A 16825-nucleotide genomic window follows, 5' to 3' on the forward strand; every position below is an offset into this window, starting at 1 on the left:
CTTCGGCGCTGATGTGGAGGCGAGACATTTGTTGGCACGCACACGTCCCCCTCTAGAAGAGTCCGTATGCGCGCAGCGATCTTCCGTGCCTCCTCGGGCCCGGGGTCGCGTTTCACGCAATCGAGGATGCCCAACACTTCCTGAGCCTCCTCGGCATTAAACGTCGCGACTTGGCGATCTGCCAGGCTCAACAGCGGATCGACCGCAAGAGCCTGATTGGCAGCAAGCACCGCAAGCGCTTGCGACCGCAGGGACGTGATGTGCCGCTCGAATGTGTGCATTCGTTAGCCTTTACTACCTTGTAAGGTGGCGTCGCAGCCGCCGGTGGCCAGCCCCGCCTATGAAGACTGTGGCCGGCCACCTTTGCTCCTGAGACATATTCCCGAGGCGCCATCAGATAATGGCGCAGACAAGTAACCGGGGCACCTACCTGAATTGGTCGGCGGCATGGTCCGCCGCTGAACGCTAACCTTGTTGCTCCTTTTGCATGCGGAAGAAGAGATCCCCGTGGCCAGACTCGCACGCGTTCGTTGCATCGGTAAGACCGACAGGACGATTCCACACGAGAGAATTAGCAGCGTCGGCGGGGTATATTCGAACGGAAGTCACTGGGAGCAATCTGTCGTTCAGACGATCAGAGACATCGAAAGCGGCGCGCGGGAATTCTATGTCCAGGAAGACGGGCTCACTGCTGGTTTGATCGTGGCCAAACACAAAGGGCACAAGTACATCAAGACGACAGCAGACGGCATTCAGCCAGACAATCTTCTTTCACTCGCTGAGTGTCCGTGATCCTTGTCCATCCGAGATTGTTCGCCGTCAGGGCCTGTGAGAAACAGGGGGATTTTGCGGAGGGAGGAGTTCTGGTTCATCGTAGCCACCAGAAGCGAAGATGAAGCAGAGAAAAGCGTCGGCAGACCAAGTACCAAAGGACATTCGGCGCCAGACCCGCCGGCAGTATTCGGCGGAAGTGAAGATCCGCATCGTGCTGGAAGGATTGCGCGGCGAGGAGAACATCTCCGAGCTTTGTCGCCGAGAAGACATTGCCGCCTCGATGTATTACGGCTGGTCCAAGGAGTTTCTCGAGGCCGGCAAGCGCCGCCTGGCCGGCGACATTTGGCCTGGGGGGTGTTTAGTCTCAGACTTTGATGGTGCATCCTTCGTCGCACGATTCGAAGGAAGCGCTTTGGGACAGATTTATACGACTGCGCCACCACGAGGGAGGCAGTCCGTCGAGCAATACAAAACAGTCAAGAGAGCCTGAGAGGTCTCGCCAAGGCGCTACGGGATCAACCAGAAGACAGTCGCGAAGTGGAAGCAGCGCGAGACAGTCACCGATCGTTCGACTGGCCCCAAGGAAGCCAAGTCGACTGTCCTTTCCATCGAGGAGGAGGCGATCATCGTTGCTTTCCGGCAGCATACGCTGCTGCCACTCGACGATTGCCTCTATGCAGCCGACTATCCCGCATCTGACGCGGTCATCCCTGCATCGCTGCCTCCAGCGTCACGGCATCAGCCGATTGCCGGAAGTCGGGGGTGGCAAGCCCTCGAAGAAGAAGTTCAAGGCTTATCCGATCGGCTACTTCCATATCGACATCGCCGAGCTCCAGACCGCCGAAGGCAAGCTCTACCTCTACGTCGCAATCGATCGCACCAGCAAGTTCGCGCTCATGCAACTGGCCAGGAAAACGGGAAGGACCTCGGCCGCGGCCTTCCTCGAAGCTCTTATTGCGTCCACCGTGAAGAATGCAGATCCACCTGACAGATAGACAGAATTTGTCTCGGTAAAGTATTCGATTTTGCAGGAAAGCTGGGTGTTGTACCTGGCTTTCTTGCGTTTTGGGATTTTGCTCTTGAGCGATTCGTGATTCCCTGACGGCGTCGTCGACATTGGGGAATGCGATGAGCAAACCGCGGGATGATCGCCAGAAAGACCTGCTGCTTCCGGCGCTGGATCAGATCATCGACATGGGTCATCCGCTGGTTCGGTTGGCGGCGCTGATCGACTGGAAGTTTCTGGATGAGCGCTTTGGTTCGGTGTGCCAGGCGGGGTCGGGGCAGCCTGGCCTGCCGACGCGGCTTGTCGCCGGCCTGTTCATTCTGAAGCACATGCACAACCTGTCGGATGAGGTGCTGTGCGCCCGCTGGATCGAGAATCCCTACTACCAATACTTCTGCGGCGAATTGAGCTTCTGCCACCGGCTGCCGTTCGATCGATCGTCGATGACACGCTGGCGTCATCGGCTCGGGGAGGAGCAACTCGTCGCGCTAATTCAGGAAAGTCTGTCGGTGGCGCACAAGACTGGCGCGATCGGCGCCAAGGACCTGGAGCGGGTGGTGGTCGATACCACAGTGCAGCCCAAGGCAGTTGCGCATCCGACCGATGCACGGCTGATGCATCGGGCCATCATCAAGCTCGTCGGGCTCGCCAAGCGCAACCGTGTGCCGCTGCGCCAGAGCTATCTGCGCCTGGCCAAGCGCGCCGCCATCATGGTCGGCCGCTATACCCACGCCCACCAGTTCAAACGCGCCCGGCGCCAGCTCAAGTTTCTGCGGACACGGCTTGGCCGGATCATCCGCGACATCCGCCGCAAGATTGATGGCGATTCGGTGCTGGAAGCGCGGTTCGGCCCGCTGCTCGGTTTAGCGCAGCAGGTGCGCAGCCAGGATCAGCATCAGCGCGGTCCGAAGGTCTATGCGTTACATGCCCCTGAGGTCGAGTGCATCGGCAAGGGGAAAGCCCGCGCGCCTTACGAGTTCGGGTGCAAGGTCAGTATTGCCACCCCTGTGACGTCTCCGAAGGGCGGGCAGTTCGTGCTCCATGCCAAGGCGCTGCATGGCAATCCCTTCGACGGGCACACGCTCGGCCCTGTGATCACCGATATGGAGAAGCTCACCGGCGTGGAGGCCCGCCGCATCCACGTCGACAAAGGGTACCGCGGCCACAACCACCCGCATCGGTTCAGGGTCTGGATCTCGGGTCAGGTCCGCCGCGTTACGGCTACCATCCGGCGCGAGATGAAACGTCGCGCGGCTGTCGAGCCTGTCATCGGCCACGTCAAGGCCGAGCACCGCATGGACCGCAACTATCTCAAAGGCCGCGCTGGTGACCGCATCAACGCTGTTCTCGCCGCAGCCGGATACAACTTCGGACTGCTGCTGCGATGGCTCGCAGGACTCTTACGTGCCATCATCCTGGCGCTTGCCCCGGCCCAAAAGATCGCTTGAAACGCCATTCGGCCGCGTTCTTCACGGGGGACTATTGCGACCGTCCCCTACAAGATCCACACGGTTCTCACCGACAATGCGATCCAGTTCACCTTCACACCGCGCTATGCGGACGGCCCAACAGCAAGATACGCGACGCATATGTTCGACATGCCGGGAGAACGGGATCGAGCATCGCCTGACTAAGATCAAATCCCTGGACCAATGGCCAGCTCGAACGAATGAACCGCACGATCAAGGAAGCGACCGTCCAACGCTATTACTGCGATCGACACGATCAGCTCGAAGCTCACCTCGCCGACTTCATCAACGCCTACAACTATGCTCGGCGGCTGAGGACCCTGAATGGCCTCACACCCTACGAATACATTTGCAAATGCTGGACTTCCCAGCCAGAACCATTCAAACTCAACCCGCTCCAGCAAATGCCGGAACTAAACACCTAGAGCACTCAGGTCGGATGGGACCTCACCAAACTTCCTGATCAACTTGGCATTGCTGAATTCTCCAATTCTCCCGTCGGGGATCGCCGTTGGGAAGCCGTGCAGAAACGGGCGAAACGCCTAGCAATAGCGGCACCGCCTGGCCACAAAATAGTTGGATTATAGCCAGTGGTTTAAGTATCTGGGCCCATGACATGCTTGGCGCATGAAAGCTCGTGCGCTTGTGGCCTTGAATGTGCGTCAGCTCCGCGTGAATCGCGGTATTTCGCAAGAGAAACTGGCTTATGAGACCGGGATTGACCGCTCCTACTTGGCTAGCCTTGAACGCCAATCCAAAAATCCGACAATTGATATCCTGGATCGCATCGCCGAAACGCTGGGTGTTCATGTATCCGAATTGGTTGTTCAGCCCTCCAAACGCGCCAAAGCCGCAAAGACATTGTCTAAATGCCGCAAGCGCGTGTCTCTCTAGAGCGGTAGCCCATCTTACTGAATCGTTGGGGATTGAACGAAGCCGCTGGCGCGGCATGTAGGGAGGCATAGCAAGGATTGCCTCCTGTCTGAGAGGATTGCGGGTTTTCGAAGCCCAACCCTTTAGACAGGAGGTTTTCCGATGGCTGAGATCAGCCCACTTCGCCGCCGCATGATCGAGGACATGACGGTCCGCAATCTGTCACCGGCGACGCAGCAATCCTACCTCAACGCCGTAGCGAAGTTGAGCCGATATTTCGGTCGTTCTCCTGACCGCCTCGACCTGGAGGATATCCGTGCTTTCCAGGTTCATCTGGTTGCGACGGGGATGTCCTGGCCGGCGCTGAACCAGATCGTCTGCGCACTGCGGTTTTTCTACGGTGTGACGCTGGGTCATGACACCGTTCCGGAGCGCATCGCCTATGCGCGTAAACCGCGCAAACTGCCGGTGGTGCTGAGCGCCGACGAGGTCGTGCGCTTCCTGGAAGCAATCCCAAGCCTCAAGAGCCGTACCGCGCTGACCACCGTCTATGCCGCAGGCTTGCGCGTATCGGAAGTGGTCCTCTTGAAGGTTGTCGACATTGATAGCCAGCGGATGTTGATCCGGGTCGAGCACGGCAAGGGCGGCAAGGACCGTTACGTTATGCTCTCGCCGCAGCTTTTGAGGATTCTGCGGACGTATTGGCGGCTCACTCGGCCCAAACGATGGCTATTTCCCGGCCGCGACGACGAGCGTCCGCTCGTCCCTAACGTGCTGCACGCCGCCTGCCGTTCAGCCTGTACGGCGGCCGGCTTGAGCAAGTCGGTGACAGTGCATACGCTGCGGCACACATTCGCGACCCATCTCCTGGAGAACGGGGCCGACGTGCGCATCATCCAGGTGCTGCTCGGCCATGCCAGTCTGCAGAGCACGGCGCGCTATACCCAAGTCGCCACAAAGACCATCAGCAATACGCCAAGTCCGCTTGACCGGCTCCGCCTGGAGGTCGTGCCGCCCGGCTGAGCGGACCTGATGACTCCAGTTCTGGAAGTGGCGGATATCTTCCGCCGCCACGGCGAAGCGTTTCGGCAAGCTCGTGCCGGACATCTGGGCCGCGTCGAGCGGCGCGTCATGGGCGCGATCACGGCATGCCGGACGGCTGTGCTTGGCGGCCACATCGAGCAATGCGACGACTGCGGTGCCACCCGGATCGCCTACAACTCCTGTCGCAATCGGCATTGCCCGAAGTGCCAAGGCTCGGCGCGCGCGCAATGGCTTGCCGAGCGACAATCCGAACTCCTTCCCGTGCCATACTTCCACGTCGTCTTCACCTTGCCGGCGCCGGCCAGAGAGATTGCTTTCCAGAACAAGGCGGTGGTCTATGCCATTCTGTTCCGCTGCGCGGCCGAGACGCTCACCACCATCGCGGCCGACCCCAAGCATCTCGGCGCTCCGCTCGGTCTGACCGCCGTCCTCCATACTTGGGGTCAAACCCTGCAACACCATCCGCATATCCACTGCGTCGTGCCTGGTGGTGGACCTTCACTCGACGGCACACACTGGGTCGCTTGCCGGCCCGGCTTCTTCCTGCCGGTGCGCGTCCTCTCCAGGCTGTTCCGCCGCCTGTTTCTGCAAGAGCTGCAAGCTGCCTTCGCGGCTGGCCAGTTGGGCTTCTTTGGCGATCTCGCCCGTCTCGCCGATCCCGCCGCATTCGCCGAGCGCCTCGCTCAACTTCGATGGACCGACTGGGTCGTCTATGCCAAGCCGCCATTCGGTGGGCCCGAACAGGTGCTGGCTTATCTCGGCCGCTATACGCATCGCGTCGCCATCGCCAACAGTAGGCTGATCTCGCTTGCCGACGGCAAGGTGAGCTTTGCCTGGAAGGACTATCGGCAGAATCGTAAAACCAAAGTGATGACGCTTAAGGCCGATGAGTTCATTCGTCGCTTTCTCCTGCACACCCTGCCGGACAGCTTCCACCGCATCCGCCACTATGGTTTCCTCGCCAATGGCGGACGCAACGATAAAATCGCTTTCTGCCGTCAACTCCTTGCTGTCCGCAACGCTCCGACTGATCAAGAAGCCGGCGCCGATCCCCTCACCAAATGCGAGATCCCCGTCTGCCCGCATTGTGGCGGCACCATGCGGCGCGTCGATATCGTCCCGCGAGCCTGCGCGCGCGACCAGCCGTTTCATTGTGATACGTCATGACCAGCGTCTGTACCATCCACCCCTTCCGTAATCACCTTCTTGGTGGCAACGTCCGAAGTCGCCGTGGCCGCGCTCGTCACCGAACACCCCGCCAATCGTTCGGTAGCGCATCCCAGCGCTGCAAATCGCTCGCTGGATCGCGCCCTTGGCCCGATCAATCGGGCCCCTCACATCCGATGAATGACTCGCGGACGCGCGGCGACCACAGGCGAGCGTTCCCCGCAGCCGCACCCGCTGCACTATTCCCATAGCGCCCACAACTCCGCAGCTTCGTTCAATCCGGCTTCTATGAGGTCGCACGCACCACAGAGCGCGCGGCTCGCGCCTGCCACGCGACCTCACAGAACCCTCAAGATTCCGGGTCTGGGACGAATATGATTCAAGATGCTGGCTGGGCTGGAGGCCAGCATCCGATGGTCCGACCAATTTCCAACGATTTGCGTAAGCGTGCGGTATCCGCTGTTGCCAAAGGTGAGAGCTGCCGATCTGTGGCGGAACGGTTTGGCGTTGCTGTCTCGTCAGTTGTGAAGTGGTCACAGCGTTATCGAACGACCGGCTCGGTAGCGCCTGGCAAGATGGGTGGTCACCGCAAGCCTGTGCTTGATCCGCACCGCGCCTTCATCGTCGAGCGGATCACTCAGACGCCGCACCTGACGCTGCATGGTCTGAAGGCGGAACTGGCAGCCCGTGGGGTCAAGGTCTCACACAATGCGGTCTGGCTGTTCCTGCGCCGGGAAGGGCTGCGGTTCAAAAAAAACACTGTTCGCCCTCGAACAGGCTCGCGCCGACGTCTCTCGTAGGCGCTTGCGTTGGCGAGCCTGGCAGGCCGGGCTCGATCCGGGCCGGCTCGTCTTCATCGATGAGACCTGGATCAAGACCAACATGGCCCCTTTGCGAGGCTGGGGACCCAAAGGGGCGCGCCTGCGCGGCTTCGCTCCGCACGGTCACTGGCGTACCCTCACATTCCTCGGCGCGCTCCGCCATGACCAACTCACGGCACCCTGCGTCTTCGATGGCCCGATCAACGGTGAATGCTTCCGTGGTTACGTAAAGCACATTCTCCTGCCAACCCTGCGTGAAGGCGACATCGTCATTCTCGACAATCTCGGAAGCCATAAGTCGAAAGCCGTCAGGCAAATGATCAAGGCTGCTGGCGCCAGACTCTGGTACCTGCCGCCATACTCGCCCGACCTCAACCCAATCGAACAGGCCTTCTCCAAGATCAAACACTGGATGCGGCAAGCTCAGAAGCGCTCAATCGAGGAGACTTGGCGCCATATCGGTCACCTCGTCCAAGACATCCAGCCTCGCGAATGCGCCAACTACTTCGCCAGCGCCGGTTATGCTTCAATCAAAATGTGAAACGCTCTAGTCGTTCCCTTTTCCGCGACTGATCCGAACCGGCATCTAACGCCAGCGGATATTCCTTTTAATGCAAGGACATATGAATGCTTGACGGTCGAGACTTGGGCGATTTGCTCTGCGGTCATGAGCGTTTCTCATGATCGCTTGGACCGAGTATCCGTCCGTCGCCACCGAACCCATCCCAGGTATTCCATGGAAACCCTAAAGCCTGCGGATTTGGCGCTTATTGAAGCAGGACTAAGACATGCGATGGGAACCTGATTTCTTTTGAATCGTTAACGGTTCCGCGTCTTGTGGCTGTTATCGGTAGCCTCTATATCTAGACCATCCCCCCGGGGACCTGTGGGGCCGGGTTCCTGCTCACCGCGCGCGGAGCGCTGGACCGGCCTCGAAATAAGCCCCGTCTCGCAAGAGGCGGGGCTTTTCGTTATTCCGCTGTCGTGCAGGTACCTGCACGCGGTCTATTTCAGGTCCACCGAACTACCGTGCGTCCAACCATCGCCGCCCAGCAATTCTGGCTCATCTGGCAAAGGGACGTTCTTGAGCCAATACCCCTTGCCCTCATGGCTTTCGAACACGTCCTGATGACGCCAGAGAATAGTCCCAAGATAGCGCGGCTTGTCGGTGCTCGGGATCGAATGCCCGCGCTTCTCCACCTCCTCGACCAAATCTCCCCGCTGTAGCGGTCGCCCGGCTTCTTTCAGAACGTCTTGCATGATCTGGGCAAAATCAGCAGGCCGACCACGCAGCCGCGACGCGTGGCTAGCGGCCATTCGGTCAAGGTCAGCCTTGCTAACGGGGCTACCGATCATCACCCGTGCAAGATTCTCTTGACGGACTTCATCGGGGTCAGTTCCAGTCAGCTCGTGATACATGTGGATGAATTCGTTCAGGCGACGAAGCTCTTTTTCCAATTCAAGCCGTCTTTTCAATGCTTTATCTAATGCTTGATCCATTTCGCGACCCCATCGTGTCTGTAGGACACTGTAATACAGGCTTGCGGTTTCCGCAATCGGAGGATTCCGTTAACCTTCTTTGTTAAGAATCCTTTAACTAAATCGATGCCGTAAATTTCCGGCATATCCCGTAATCTTCCGGATACGAGTGGCCTCTTGAGTGGGGGATGATTCCGGCGTACAAGGGGAACTGGGCGTCTGAACGCATACAGCCCCTTACGTGGCTTCAACACGTAAAGGGCTGATGTTCAGTTCCGGGTTGAGGGGCCTTTTGCACAGGGCACCCCTCAACCGCGTCCGGGCAATATAGCGTTCCGCCCGGACGGGCTCAAGTGCCTCAATCATGAGGTATCAAATGGACGCTTCGGCCCCGAAATGGATCTACGTCGACACCTACTACCGTGTCCGTGATGGAGTAATCCAACACGTTCGCGGTCATTGGCGCCGACGTAAGACCAGCCGGAAGTCAGCGACCGTAATTCCGTTTCGACATCCGTCTGTCGCGTAACGAAACTACGGCTTTCTGATCAACATCGCCGTCGGAGGGAGCTTTCCCCTTTCCCCCCGGCGGCTTCTTCTTTTTAGCACGCTTTACGTTTGCTTCTACTTCCTTCGGATCGGCTTGAATGAACCGCTTCAGCGCTTCATCAAATGGCATGTCGAGGCCGAACGGCGGCTCTGGCGGTTCGCTTCGTATCTTCGGCTTTTTCACGAGATCAGTACCTTGTACGGCAGCGCGCCGGCAACGCATTCAAACAGATCATTCATGCGATCAGCGGGCGACAGGCTACGCCGGTTGAGGCGCCAAGTCATTTCCTGCACGTACTTTTGCAGATGCTTTTCGCTGACCCAGTGATGGGTGCCGACGATCTGGCGCTTGAGAAGTGCCCACACACTTTCGATGCCGTTGGTGTGAGCCTCGCCGCGCTTGTACTCGCCCTTCAGATGGTTGACGATTTGGTGGTTCTGATAACCCTCAAGGCGCTGGTAGACGGGATGGGCATCGGTCGCCAGCATCGCGGCATCCTTTGCGACAGTGTCGTTGAGGAACGCGTGCATCGTGCTTTTGTTCGCGATAGGCAGAACCTTTGCGACAACTTCGCCGTCGCGCTCAACGGCGCCGATGACCGGGGTCTTATCCTTCGGGCCGCCCTGAGTACCGCTGCGGCGCTTGTGGCGATTGATCGCTTTGCCTCCGACGTATGTCTCATCCACTTCAACCATGCCATCGAGCGGTTTGTTGAACGAGCGGGTGCGCGCGGCATGACGGAGGCGATGAAGCACGAACCAGGCTGACTTCTGAGTAATCCCCAAGTCCCGCGCCAGCGTGGTCGAGGCAATGCCCTTTGGGTGGTTGGTGATGAGCCAGATGGCGCCGAACCAAATGCGCAGCGGGAGCTTGGTATCCTCGAAAATGGTGCCGACCGTCACCGAGAAGTTGCGCAGGCAGTCCGAGCAACGAAACTTGTTCTTACGGCTGAGGGTGTAAGCCTTCTGGCAATCGCAGTAGGGGCAAACCGCGCCTTCCGGCCAGCGGATCGCAGTGAAGTGGTCAATCGCAGTCTGCGGGTCCTGAAAGGCGATCATCAGGTCGGTCAGGGTCTTGAACTGCGTCAACATGGCTGACTCCCTCAATGCGGCCAATCATACTGCATTTTAGTTTAGTGTCAACTGGTATATAGGTCCCATTATAATGCTACTTAACTCGGCCAAGGCCGCGCCAAGCCTGCGGCGCTTTTTCGCGCCAGTTCGATAAACCGCGCCTATGCCGCGATTGATGACGACTATTGGACCGCAGCGCCGGATCCGCACTTAAATGAGGGTGAGCAGCTAGCGAGATTCGAGGTGCATCATGGCCGCAAATCCCCATCGCGTCGTCATCGTCGGCGCCGGCTTCGGCGGGTTGGAAGCCACCTACCGACTTGCGGGTGCCCCGGTCGAGATCACGCTGATCGACCGCCGCAACCACCATCTGTTTCAGCCGCTGCTCTACCAGGTCGCGACCGCCTCGCTCGCGACCAGCGAGATCGCCTGGCCGATCCGCCATCTCATGCGCGACCGACGCGAGGTGACGACGCTATTTGCGACGGTGGGCGGGGTCGATGCGGACAGGCGCTGCGTGCTGATCGACGACGGCAGCGAAGTGCCCTACGACACCTTGGTGCTCGCGACCGGCGCGCGGCACGCCTATTTCGGCCATGACGAGTGGGAGGCATGGGCGCCGGGCCTGAAGACGCTGGAGGATGCGACCACGCTGCGCCGGCACATCCTGGTGGCGTTCGAGCGCGCCGAGCGCGAGACCGATCCGAAGCGGCGCGCCGCGCGGCTGACCTTCGTCATCGTCGGCGCCGGCCCGACCGGCGTCGAACTCGCCGGCACCATCGCCGAGATGGCGCATCACACTTTGCCCGCCGATTTCCGCAACATCGACACCCACAAGGCGCGCGTGGTGCTGATCGAGGCCGGCCCGCGCGTACTCGCCGGCTTTCCCGACGAGCTGTCGGCCTATGCGCAGGCCTCGCTGGAAAAGATCGGCGTCGAGGTCGTGCTCGGGCGGGCCGTCACCGAGATCAACCGCGAGGGCGTCGTGTTCGGCGGCAAGCTGCTGGAGGCGAAGACGAGGATCTGGGCCGCCGGCGTGCGCGCCTCGCCCGCGGCCGAATGGCTCGGTGCACCTAGCGATCGCGCCGGGCGTGTGCAGGTCGAGGCTGACCTGACGATTCCCGGCCATCCCGAGATCTTCGCGATCGGCGATACCGTCAGCATCAACGCCTGGGACGGCAGGCCGGTGCCCGGCATCGCACCGGCGGCCAAGCAGCAGGGACGACATGTCGCGGAAACCATCAAGGCACGGCTGCGCGGCGCTGCGACGGGTCCGTTCCGCTACAAGCATTCCGGCAACCTCGCGCAGATCGGCAAGCGCCTCGCGATCATCGATTTCGGCAAGGTGCGGCTGCGCGGCACCATCGCGTGGTGGATCTGGGGCATCGCCCACATCTACTTCCTGATCGGCCTCCGCCACCGTCTCAGCGTTGCGCTGAGCTGGCTCTGGATCTACGCGCGAGACCAGCGCGCGGCGCGGCTGATCACGCAGGGATCGAGCAAGGTGGCGTAGGACGCCTGCCCCCTCTCCCCGTTCTTACGGGGAGAGGGGCAGGGTGAGGGGCTCTCTCCGCCGAGACAGTGAGAGTTGAGTTCATCGATATTTCCCCATCGTCATTGCGAGCGCAGCGGTCGCGGTAGGGACGCTCATTGCTGGGCGCCCCCCGCACAGATCCGTACGTGCGGCTTTCCCGCATACGGCTCCCACCTCGGGTGAGTAGCGGTGAAGCGTGTTCGGGGCCAAGGATGGAGGATTTGTGGCTTGGGGAGCAAGTCGGAGGCAAGCCGCGCGACCCGCTGCCACGTGGTCCCGTCAATCTGGCTGCGGCGCCGAAGCATCCGCCTCCATTGTTCGGTGACGAAGTAGCGGAAGGCGCTGAGCGCTCGGCTGTTGGTCGGTACCGCGTGGTAGTTGAAGTACCCGGTAACGACCTGCCGCAGCCATTTGCCCTGTTCGAGCACCGACTGGTGCATACGCCGTCGCATTCCCTGCTTCACGGCTTGCAGTTTCGCCCGCATGCGGTCTTTGCGAGACTTGCGCCTGATCTGGAACTTGCCTTGCTTGGATCGGCTGCAGATGAAGGTGAAGCCGAGGAAGTTGAAGGTCTCCGGCTTGCCGAGCCCGCGCCGCCTGCGGTTGTCCTCCGCATGACGTCCGAACTCGATCAGCCGGGTTTTCTCAGGGTGCAGTGACAGCGCGAACTCCTGCAGCCGTTTGCGCAATTCTTCGAGGAAGTGCCGGGCCTCATTCTCATGCTCGAAGCCGACGATGAAGTCGTCAGCGTAGCGCACGATGATCATGTCGCCCGCGGCCTCGCGCCGTCTGAAGCGTTCGGCCCACAGATCGAGGGCATAGTGCAGGTAGATGTTGGCAAGCAGCGGCGAGATCACCGCCCCTTGTGCCGTCCCCTGTTCGCTGACCCTGACCGTTCCTTCTTCGAGAACACCCGCCTTGAGCCATTTGCGGATCAGACGGATGATACGCTGGTCGCCGGTCCGATGTTCGACGAAGCGGATGAGCCATTCCTGGTCCACCATGTCGAAGAACGAGCGGATATCGGCGTCAACAATGAAGTTCACCCGCCGGCTCTCGATTCCGACCAGCAGCGCATCCATCGCATCGTGCGCGCTGCGCCCGGGCCGGAACCCATACGAGAACCCGAGGAAGTCCTCCTCGTAGATCGCGTTGAGCACCGTAGCGGTTGCCCGCTGAACGATCTTGTCCTCGAGGGACGCAATCGCCAGCGGTCGCTGCCGCCCATCCTGCTTCGGGATATGGACCCGCCGCGACGGCTGCGGCCGGTACGCTCCCCGGTGAACACGAGCATGCAGGTCCTCAAGATTGGCCTTGAGGTCTTGCTCGTAGTCCCGCCACATCATTCCGTCCACACCCGGCGCGGCATGCTTCTTCAGCGCGAAGAACTCCGCCTCGAGCAGTTCAGGCGTGATGTGGTGAAGCAGCGCAGTGAACCTCTCCTTCTTCCTTTCCCTTGCAGTTCGCCGTATGCGTTCCAACGCCTGTGTCACGCTTGTCCGGCTCGGCGTCCGGGGCGTGCTTTGCTGGTCCGCATTCCCCTTGGTCGCGGCCCTTCGCTCCACCAACTCCTCCGCGGATCGCTCCGCTTCGTTCGCAGGCTTCGACGCTACTACGGCCGCGTCCGACTTCCCGCATCCGTTCGTCATCGGCTTTGGCTCCTCGCCTTCCCGATGCGGACCTTGGGGGCATGTTGCCATCGGTCAGATGCGGGACCTCCCAGGTTCCGACGCGGTCCTTTGCTGCGTGATGGGGTCTTCGACCACGGCAGAGCGTCAGCGCCTCGCATAACGGCGCCGCACATGTTGCCTTCGACGTTGCTTACCGGCTCGGCCTCTGCGAGTTTCTGTCTTTCGCGGCTCAATAGCCCACCCCACAGCATCGTTGTGTACGCTTCGCAGCCGCCGTTGCCGACGGCCACGCAACACTCACTACCGGGCGCTCGCTACCGCTTACCCGGACCGGACTTCCACCGGTTGGACCACGCCAGCTTGCCTGGCGCACAAGCAATCCAGAGCCTCTCCGCGGTGGGATTCTAGATTGCTTCGCGGCGCTCGCGATGACGTGTCGAAAGATCGACGTTCCGGCAAACATCTGGAAGCTCCCCCTAACCCGCCACGCACCGGACGATGCTCCGCATCGCTCGGAGCGCGTCGGCCTCTCCCGGCAGGCGGGGAGAGGCGAGAGGGTGCAGCGGCCCTCGCGGCAACAGCTACTTCACCAGTTCGCACCCGCCCTCCGCCAGCGGGCGGAACGCCTGGTCCGCGGGAATGGTCGAGACCAGCTTGTAATAGTCGTAGGGGTATTTCGACTCCTCCGGCTTCTTCACCTCGAACAGGTACATGGGATGCACGACGCGGCCGTCCTGGCGGATCGTGGTGTCGCCGAACAGCTTGTCCTTGCCCTTGAACTTCTTCATCTCGGGGACGGCATCCCTGGCATGGTCGCTGCCGGTGGCCGCAACCGCATTGAGATAGGCGAGCGTGGAAGCATAGACGCCGGCCTGGTTGCCGCTCGGCATCTTGCCGTTCATGCCGGGACGTGCGGCAAAGCGTTTTGCAAACGCGCGGGTATCGTCGTTCATGTCCCAGTAGAAGGCTTCCATGAGCTGGAGGCCTTGGGCAACCTTGATCCCCATCCCGTGGATGTCGTTGATGAACAGCAGGAAGGCGACGAGCTTCTGCCCGCTCTGCTGGATGCCGAACTCGGCGGCCTGCTTCACCGCATTGATGGTGTCGCCACCGGCATTGGCAAGCCCGATCACCTGCGCCTTCGAGCTTTGCGCCTGCAGCAGGAACGACGCGAAATCGGACGTGCCGAGCGGATGCTTCGACGAGCCGAGCACCTTGCCGCCATGCGCCTCGATGTATTTTTGCGCCTCCGCCTCGATGCCCTTGCCGAGGGCGTAGTCGACCGTCAGAAAATACCAGTCCTTGCCGCCGCGCGACATCATTGCGGCTGCGGTCGTGTTGCCGGTCGCCCAGGCGTCATTGACCCACTGGATCGTGTTCGGCGAGCACGCCTTGCCGGTGAGATCGGAGCTTGCCGTCGACGAGGCCAGGAACGTCATCCGGCTGTCGCGCAGCAGCGTGTTGATGGAGAGGCCGACCGCCGAATTCGGCACGTCGACGATCGCATCGACGCCTTCGACATCGAGCCATTTGCGCGCGATGGCGTTGCCGACATCGGCCTTGTTCTGGTGATCGGCATAGACGATCTCGACCTTGATGCCCTTAGCCCCGCCGTTGAAGTCCTCCGCGGCCATGCGCGCGGCCTCGACCGAGCCCATTCCGTTGGTGTCCTGGAAGATGCCCGAGATGTCGTTGAGCACGCCGATGCGCACGACGTTGTCCGATATCTCGGCACTCGCCGCACCGGTCACCAGGCTCGCGGCCAGCGCGAGCGACCACTTCAGATGCTTCATCATTCCCTCCCCTGCTTGCTGATTGCCGGTCGTTGCCGGCACGATCGAAGTTTCAGACCTGCCGCTCCGGCAGACGCAGCACGAGCCCATCGAGTTCAGGCGTGATGTTGATCTGACAGGACAGCCGGCTGTTCGGCCGCCGTTCGGCGGCGGTGCCGTCGAGCAGCGCGTCCTCGTCGTCGGCCATCGCAGGCAGGCGCGCGAGCCAGCTCTCGTCGACATAGACGTGGCAGGTCGCGCACATGGCGTTGCCGCCGCACTCGGCGAGGATGCGGTCGAGGCCGCGACGGGTCGCGGCCTGCATGGCGGTCTCGCCGCCTGCGGTCTCGATACGGTCGGACTTGCCGTCGGGATGAATGAAGGTGATAGCGGGCATCAAAGCTCCTCGTCAGGCCGGGGTGATGGTGACAGGCAGGCTGTCGAGCCCGCGCAGCGTGTTGTTGAAGCGGCGCTTCGGCTGGCCCGTGATCTCGATCTTCGAGATGCGGCGGGCCAGCGCCGTCAGCATCACCTCGCCTTCGAGGCGGGCGACGAGTTGGCCGACACACATGTGGATGCCGGAGCCGAAGCCGACATGGCCGGAGGTGCGGCGCGTGACGTCGTAGCTGTCAGGGTTGTCCCAGCGCCTGGGATCGCGATTGGCAGCAGCAAGAAACATCAGCACCTTCTCGCCCTCGCCGATCCGCGCGCCTGACAGCTCGACCTCGCGCGTCGTGGTGCGGAAGAAGGTCTGCACGGGGCTCTCGAACCGCACCGCCTCCTCGAAGGCGCCCCGCGCCAGCGAGGGATCGCTGCGCAGGCGCTGCCACTGATCGGGGAAGCGTGCGAGACAATAGACCGCCGCGCCGATGCCATTGACGGTGGTATCGAGACCGGCCGACAGCAGCGAGCGCACCAATAGCGGCGCCTCGGTGGCCGTGATGGCGCCCTCGTCGACCTGCGCATGAATGCAGGCGCCAAAGCCGCCCGCCGCGAGGTTCTCGCGCTGGCATTGCTCGGCGACATAGGCCTGGTGCGGCATCGAACGTTCGATCGCCTCCTGGCGGAGCTGGTTGGGCGGCCCGAAGGCGTTGAATACGACGCTGGCATAGGGAATCAGATGCTCGCGGCCTTCGGCCTTCAGCCCGAGCGCATCGGGAAATATCGACAGCGGATAGGCCTCGGCCAGGTCGGTGATCGCATCAAAGCTGCGCTTCTGCAGCAGCGCATCGACCCGCTCCTCAGCCGCCGCGGCAAAACGGTCCCGCACCTGCTTCATCACCGTCGGCGACAGAACCTTCGACAGCACCGCGCGGGTGCGGGTGTGCGCGGGGGGATCGGCCTCCAGGATCAGGCTTGGCGGCCGCCAGGGCGTCTCCTTCTTGAAGTCTGACAGGCCGACGCCGCGGCTGGAGCAGAAGGTGGCAGGATCGTTCAGCACGGCATGGACCTCGGCATAGCGCGCCACACCGTAGACCTTCCATTTATCGAGATAGACCACCGGCCCCGCCTCCCGCAGCAGCTCATGGGTGGGATAGGGGTCGGCGAAAAACTTCATGTCGAAGGGGTCGACGTCGAGATGCGGGACGCCTGATACGGCGGAGCCGGGTGCGCTCATTGAAGTCCTCCCTC

14 protein-coding genes and 3 pseudogenes are annotated in these 16825 nt (G+C 61.4%); 10 read left to right on the top strand and 7 right to left on the bottom strand.

What is annotated here, in order from left to right; all coding sequences use genetic code 11:
- Window positions 1-507 precede the first annotated feature (507 nt).
- The 9 genes and pseudogenes from ACNJYB_RS39005 (at window position 508) to ACNJYB_RS39045 (ending at window position 7695) form a co-directional block, all read left to right on the top strand.
- Entirely contained in the window at window positions 508-792 is a 285-nt protein-coding gene (locus ACNJYB_RS39005) for a DUF3892 domain-containing protein (protein ID WP_439371788.1), read from the top strand.
- A 100-nt stretch (window positions 793-892) separates the two neighbouring features.
- Window positions 893-1114 (top strand): annotated as a pseudogene (locus ACNJYB_RS39010) (transposase); the annotation flags it as partial.
- Between the two features lie 56 nt (window positions 1115-1170).
- Window positions 1171-1736, top strand: a pseudogene (locus tag ACNJYB_RS39015) (IS481 family transposase); the annotation flags it as partial.
- A gap of 166 nt (window positions 1737-1902) precedes the next feature.
- Window positions 1903-3228 (top strand): IS5 family transposase, encoded by a 1326-nt coding sequence (locus ACNJYB_RS39020; protein WP_439371789.1) that lies wholly within the window; start codon window positions 1903-1905, stop codon window positions 3226-3228.
- A gap of 24 nt (window positions 3229-3252) precedes the next feature.
- Window positions 3253-3674: pseudogene (locus ACNJYB_RS39025) on the top strand (integrase core domain-containing protein); the annotation flags it as partial.
- 202 nt (window positions 3675-3876) lie between these two features.
- A complete protein-coding gene (locus tag ACNJYB_RS39030; RefSeq protein ID WP_061882435.1) occupies window positions 3877-4143 on the top strand; it encodes a helix-turn-helix domain-containing protein in 267 nt (88 codons plus the stop codon).
- Between the two features lie 141 nt (window positions 4144-4284).
- Window positions 4285-5145, top strand: a complete 861-nt coding sequence (locus ACNJYB_RS39035; RefSeq protein WP_439368084.1) for a tyrosine-type recombinase/integrase — start codon at window positions 4285-4287, stop codon at window positions 5143-5145.
- Between the two features lie 6 nt (window positions 5146-5151).
- Window positions 5152-6333 (top strand): IS91 family transposase, encoded by a 1182-nt coding sequence (locus ACNJYB_RS39040; protein WP_439375757.1) that lies wholly within the window; start codon window positions 5152-5154, stop codon window positions 6331-6333.
- 413 nt (window positions 6334-6746) lie between these two features.
- A protein-coding gene (locus tag ACNJYB_RS39045; protein ID WP_439368321.1) for an IS630 family transposase occupies window positions 6747-7695 on the top strand; the annotation gives its coding sequence in 2 pieces (ribosomal slippage) (window positions 6747-7082 and window positions 7084-7695; 948 coding nt in all).
- A gap of 464 nt (window positions 7696-8159) precedes the next feature.
- Here ACNJYB_RS39045 and ACNJYB_RS39050 read toward each other — a convergent pair.
- The 3 genes from ACNJYB_RS39050 to ACNJYB_RS39060 all read right to left on the bottom strand — a co-directional run bounded on the left by ACNJYB_RS39050 (window position 8160) and on the right by ACNJYB_RS39060 (window position 10274).
- The gene (locus ACNJYB_RS39050) at window positions 8160-8654 is read right to left on the bottom strand and encodes a hypothetical protein (RefSeq protein WP_439371790.1); all 495 of its coding nucleotides are present in this window, start codon (window positions 8652-8654) and stop codon (window positions 8160-8162) included.
- Between the two features lie 466 nt (window positions 8655-9120).
- Window positions 9121-9366 (bottom strand): hypothetical protein, encoded by a 246-nt coding sequence (locus tag ACNJYB_RS39055; protein WP_439371791.1) that lies wholly within the window; start codon window positions 9364-9366, stop codon window positions 9121-9123.
- Window positions 9363-10274 (bottom strand): IS1595 family transposase, encoded by a 912-nt coding sequence (locus ACNJYB_RS39060; protein WP_439371792.1) that lies wholly within the window; start codon window positions 10272-10274, stop codon window positions 9363-9365. The genes ACNJYB_RS39055 and ACNJYB_RS39060 overlap by 4 nt, the downstream gene beginning before the upstream one ends.
- 232 nt (window positions 10275-10506) lie before the next feature.
- On the opposite strand from ACNJYB_RS39060, the gene ACNJYB_RS39065 reads away from it, so the two are divergent.
- Window positions 10507-11769: an NAD(P)/FAD-dependent oxidoreductase gene (locus ACNJYB_RS39065; protein ID WP_439371793.1), complete on the top strand. Its 1263-nt coding sequence runs from the start codon at window positions 10507-10509 to the stop codon at window positions 11767-11769.
- 134 nt (window positions 11770-11903) lie between these two features.
- On the opposite strand, the gene ltrA is transcribed toward ACNJYB_RS39065, so the two are convergent.
- From ltrA to ACNJYB_RS39085, 4 genes are all read right to left on the bottom strand, one after another.
- Window positions 11904-13283, bottom strand: a complete 1380-nt coding sequence (gene ltrA, locus ACNJYB_RS39070; RefSeq protein WP_439368145.1) for a group II intron reverse transcriptase/maturase — start codon at window positions 13281-13283, stop codon at window positions 11904-11906.
- 719 nt (window positions 13284-14002) lie between these two features.
- On the bottom strand, window positions 14003-15214 hold the full coding sequence (locus tag ACNJYB_RS39075; RefSeq protein ID WP_439375758.1) for an ABC transporter substrate-binding protein: 1212 nt from the start codon (window positions 15212-15214) through the stop codon (window positions 14003-14005).
- 52 nt (window positions 15215-15266) lie between these two features.
- Complete coding sequence (locus ACNJYB_RS39080) at window positions 15267-15590, bottom strand: 2Fe-2S iron-sulfur cluster-binding protein (RefSeq protein WP_439371794.1); 324 nt, start codon at window positions 15588-15590, stop codon at window positions 15267-15269.
- A 12-nt stretch (window positions 15591-15602) separates the two neighbouring features.
- Window positions 15603-16811 carry a cytochrome P450 gene (locus ACNJYB_RS39085; RefSeq protein WP_439371795.1) on the bottom strand — a complete coding sequence of 403 codons (1209 nt, stop codon included), beginning with the start codon at window positions 16809-16811 and terminating at the stop codon, window positions 15603-15605.
- Window positions 16812-16825 lie beyond the last annotated feature (14 nt).

Origin of the sequence: Bradyrhizobium sp. SMVTL-02, assembly GCF_051853005.1 — a bacterium.
Taxonomy (GTDB): Bacteria; Pseudomonadota; Alphaproteobacteria; order Rhizobiales; family Xanthobacteraceae; genus Bradyrhizobium.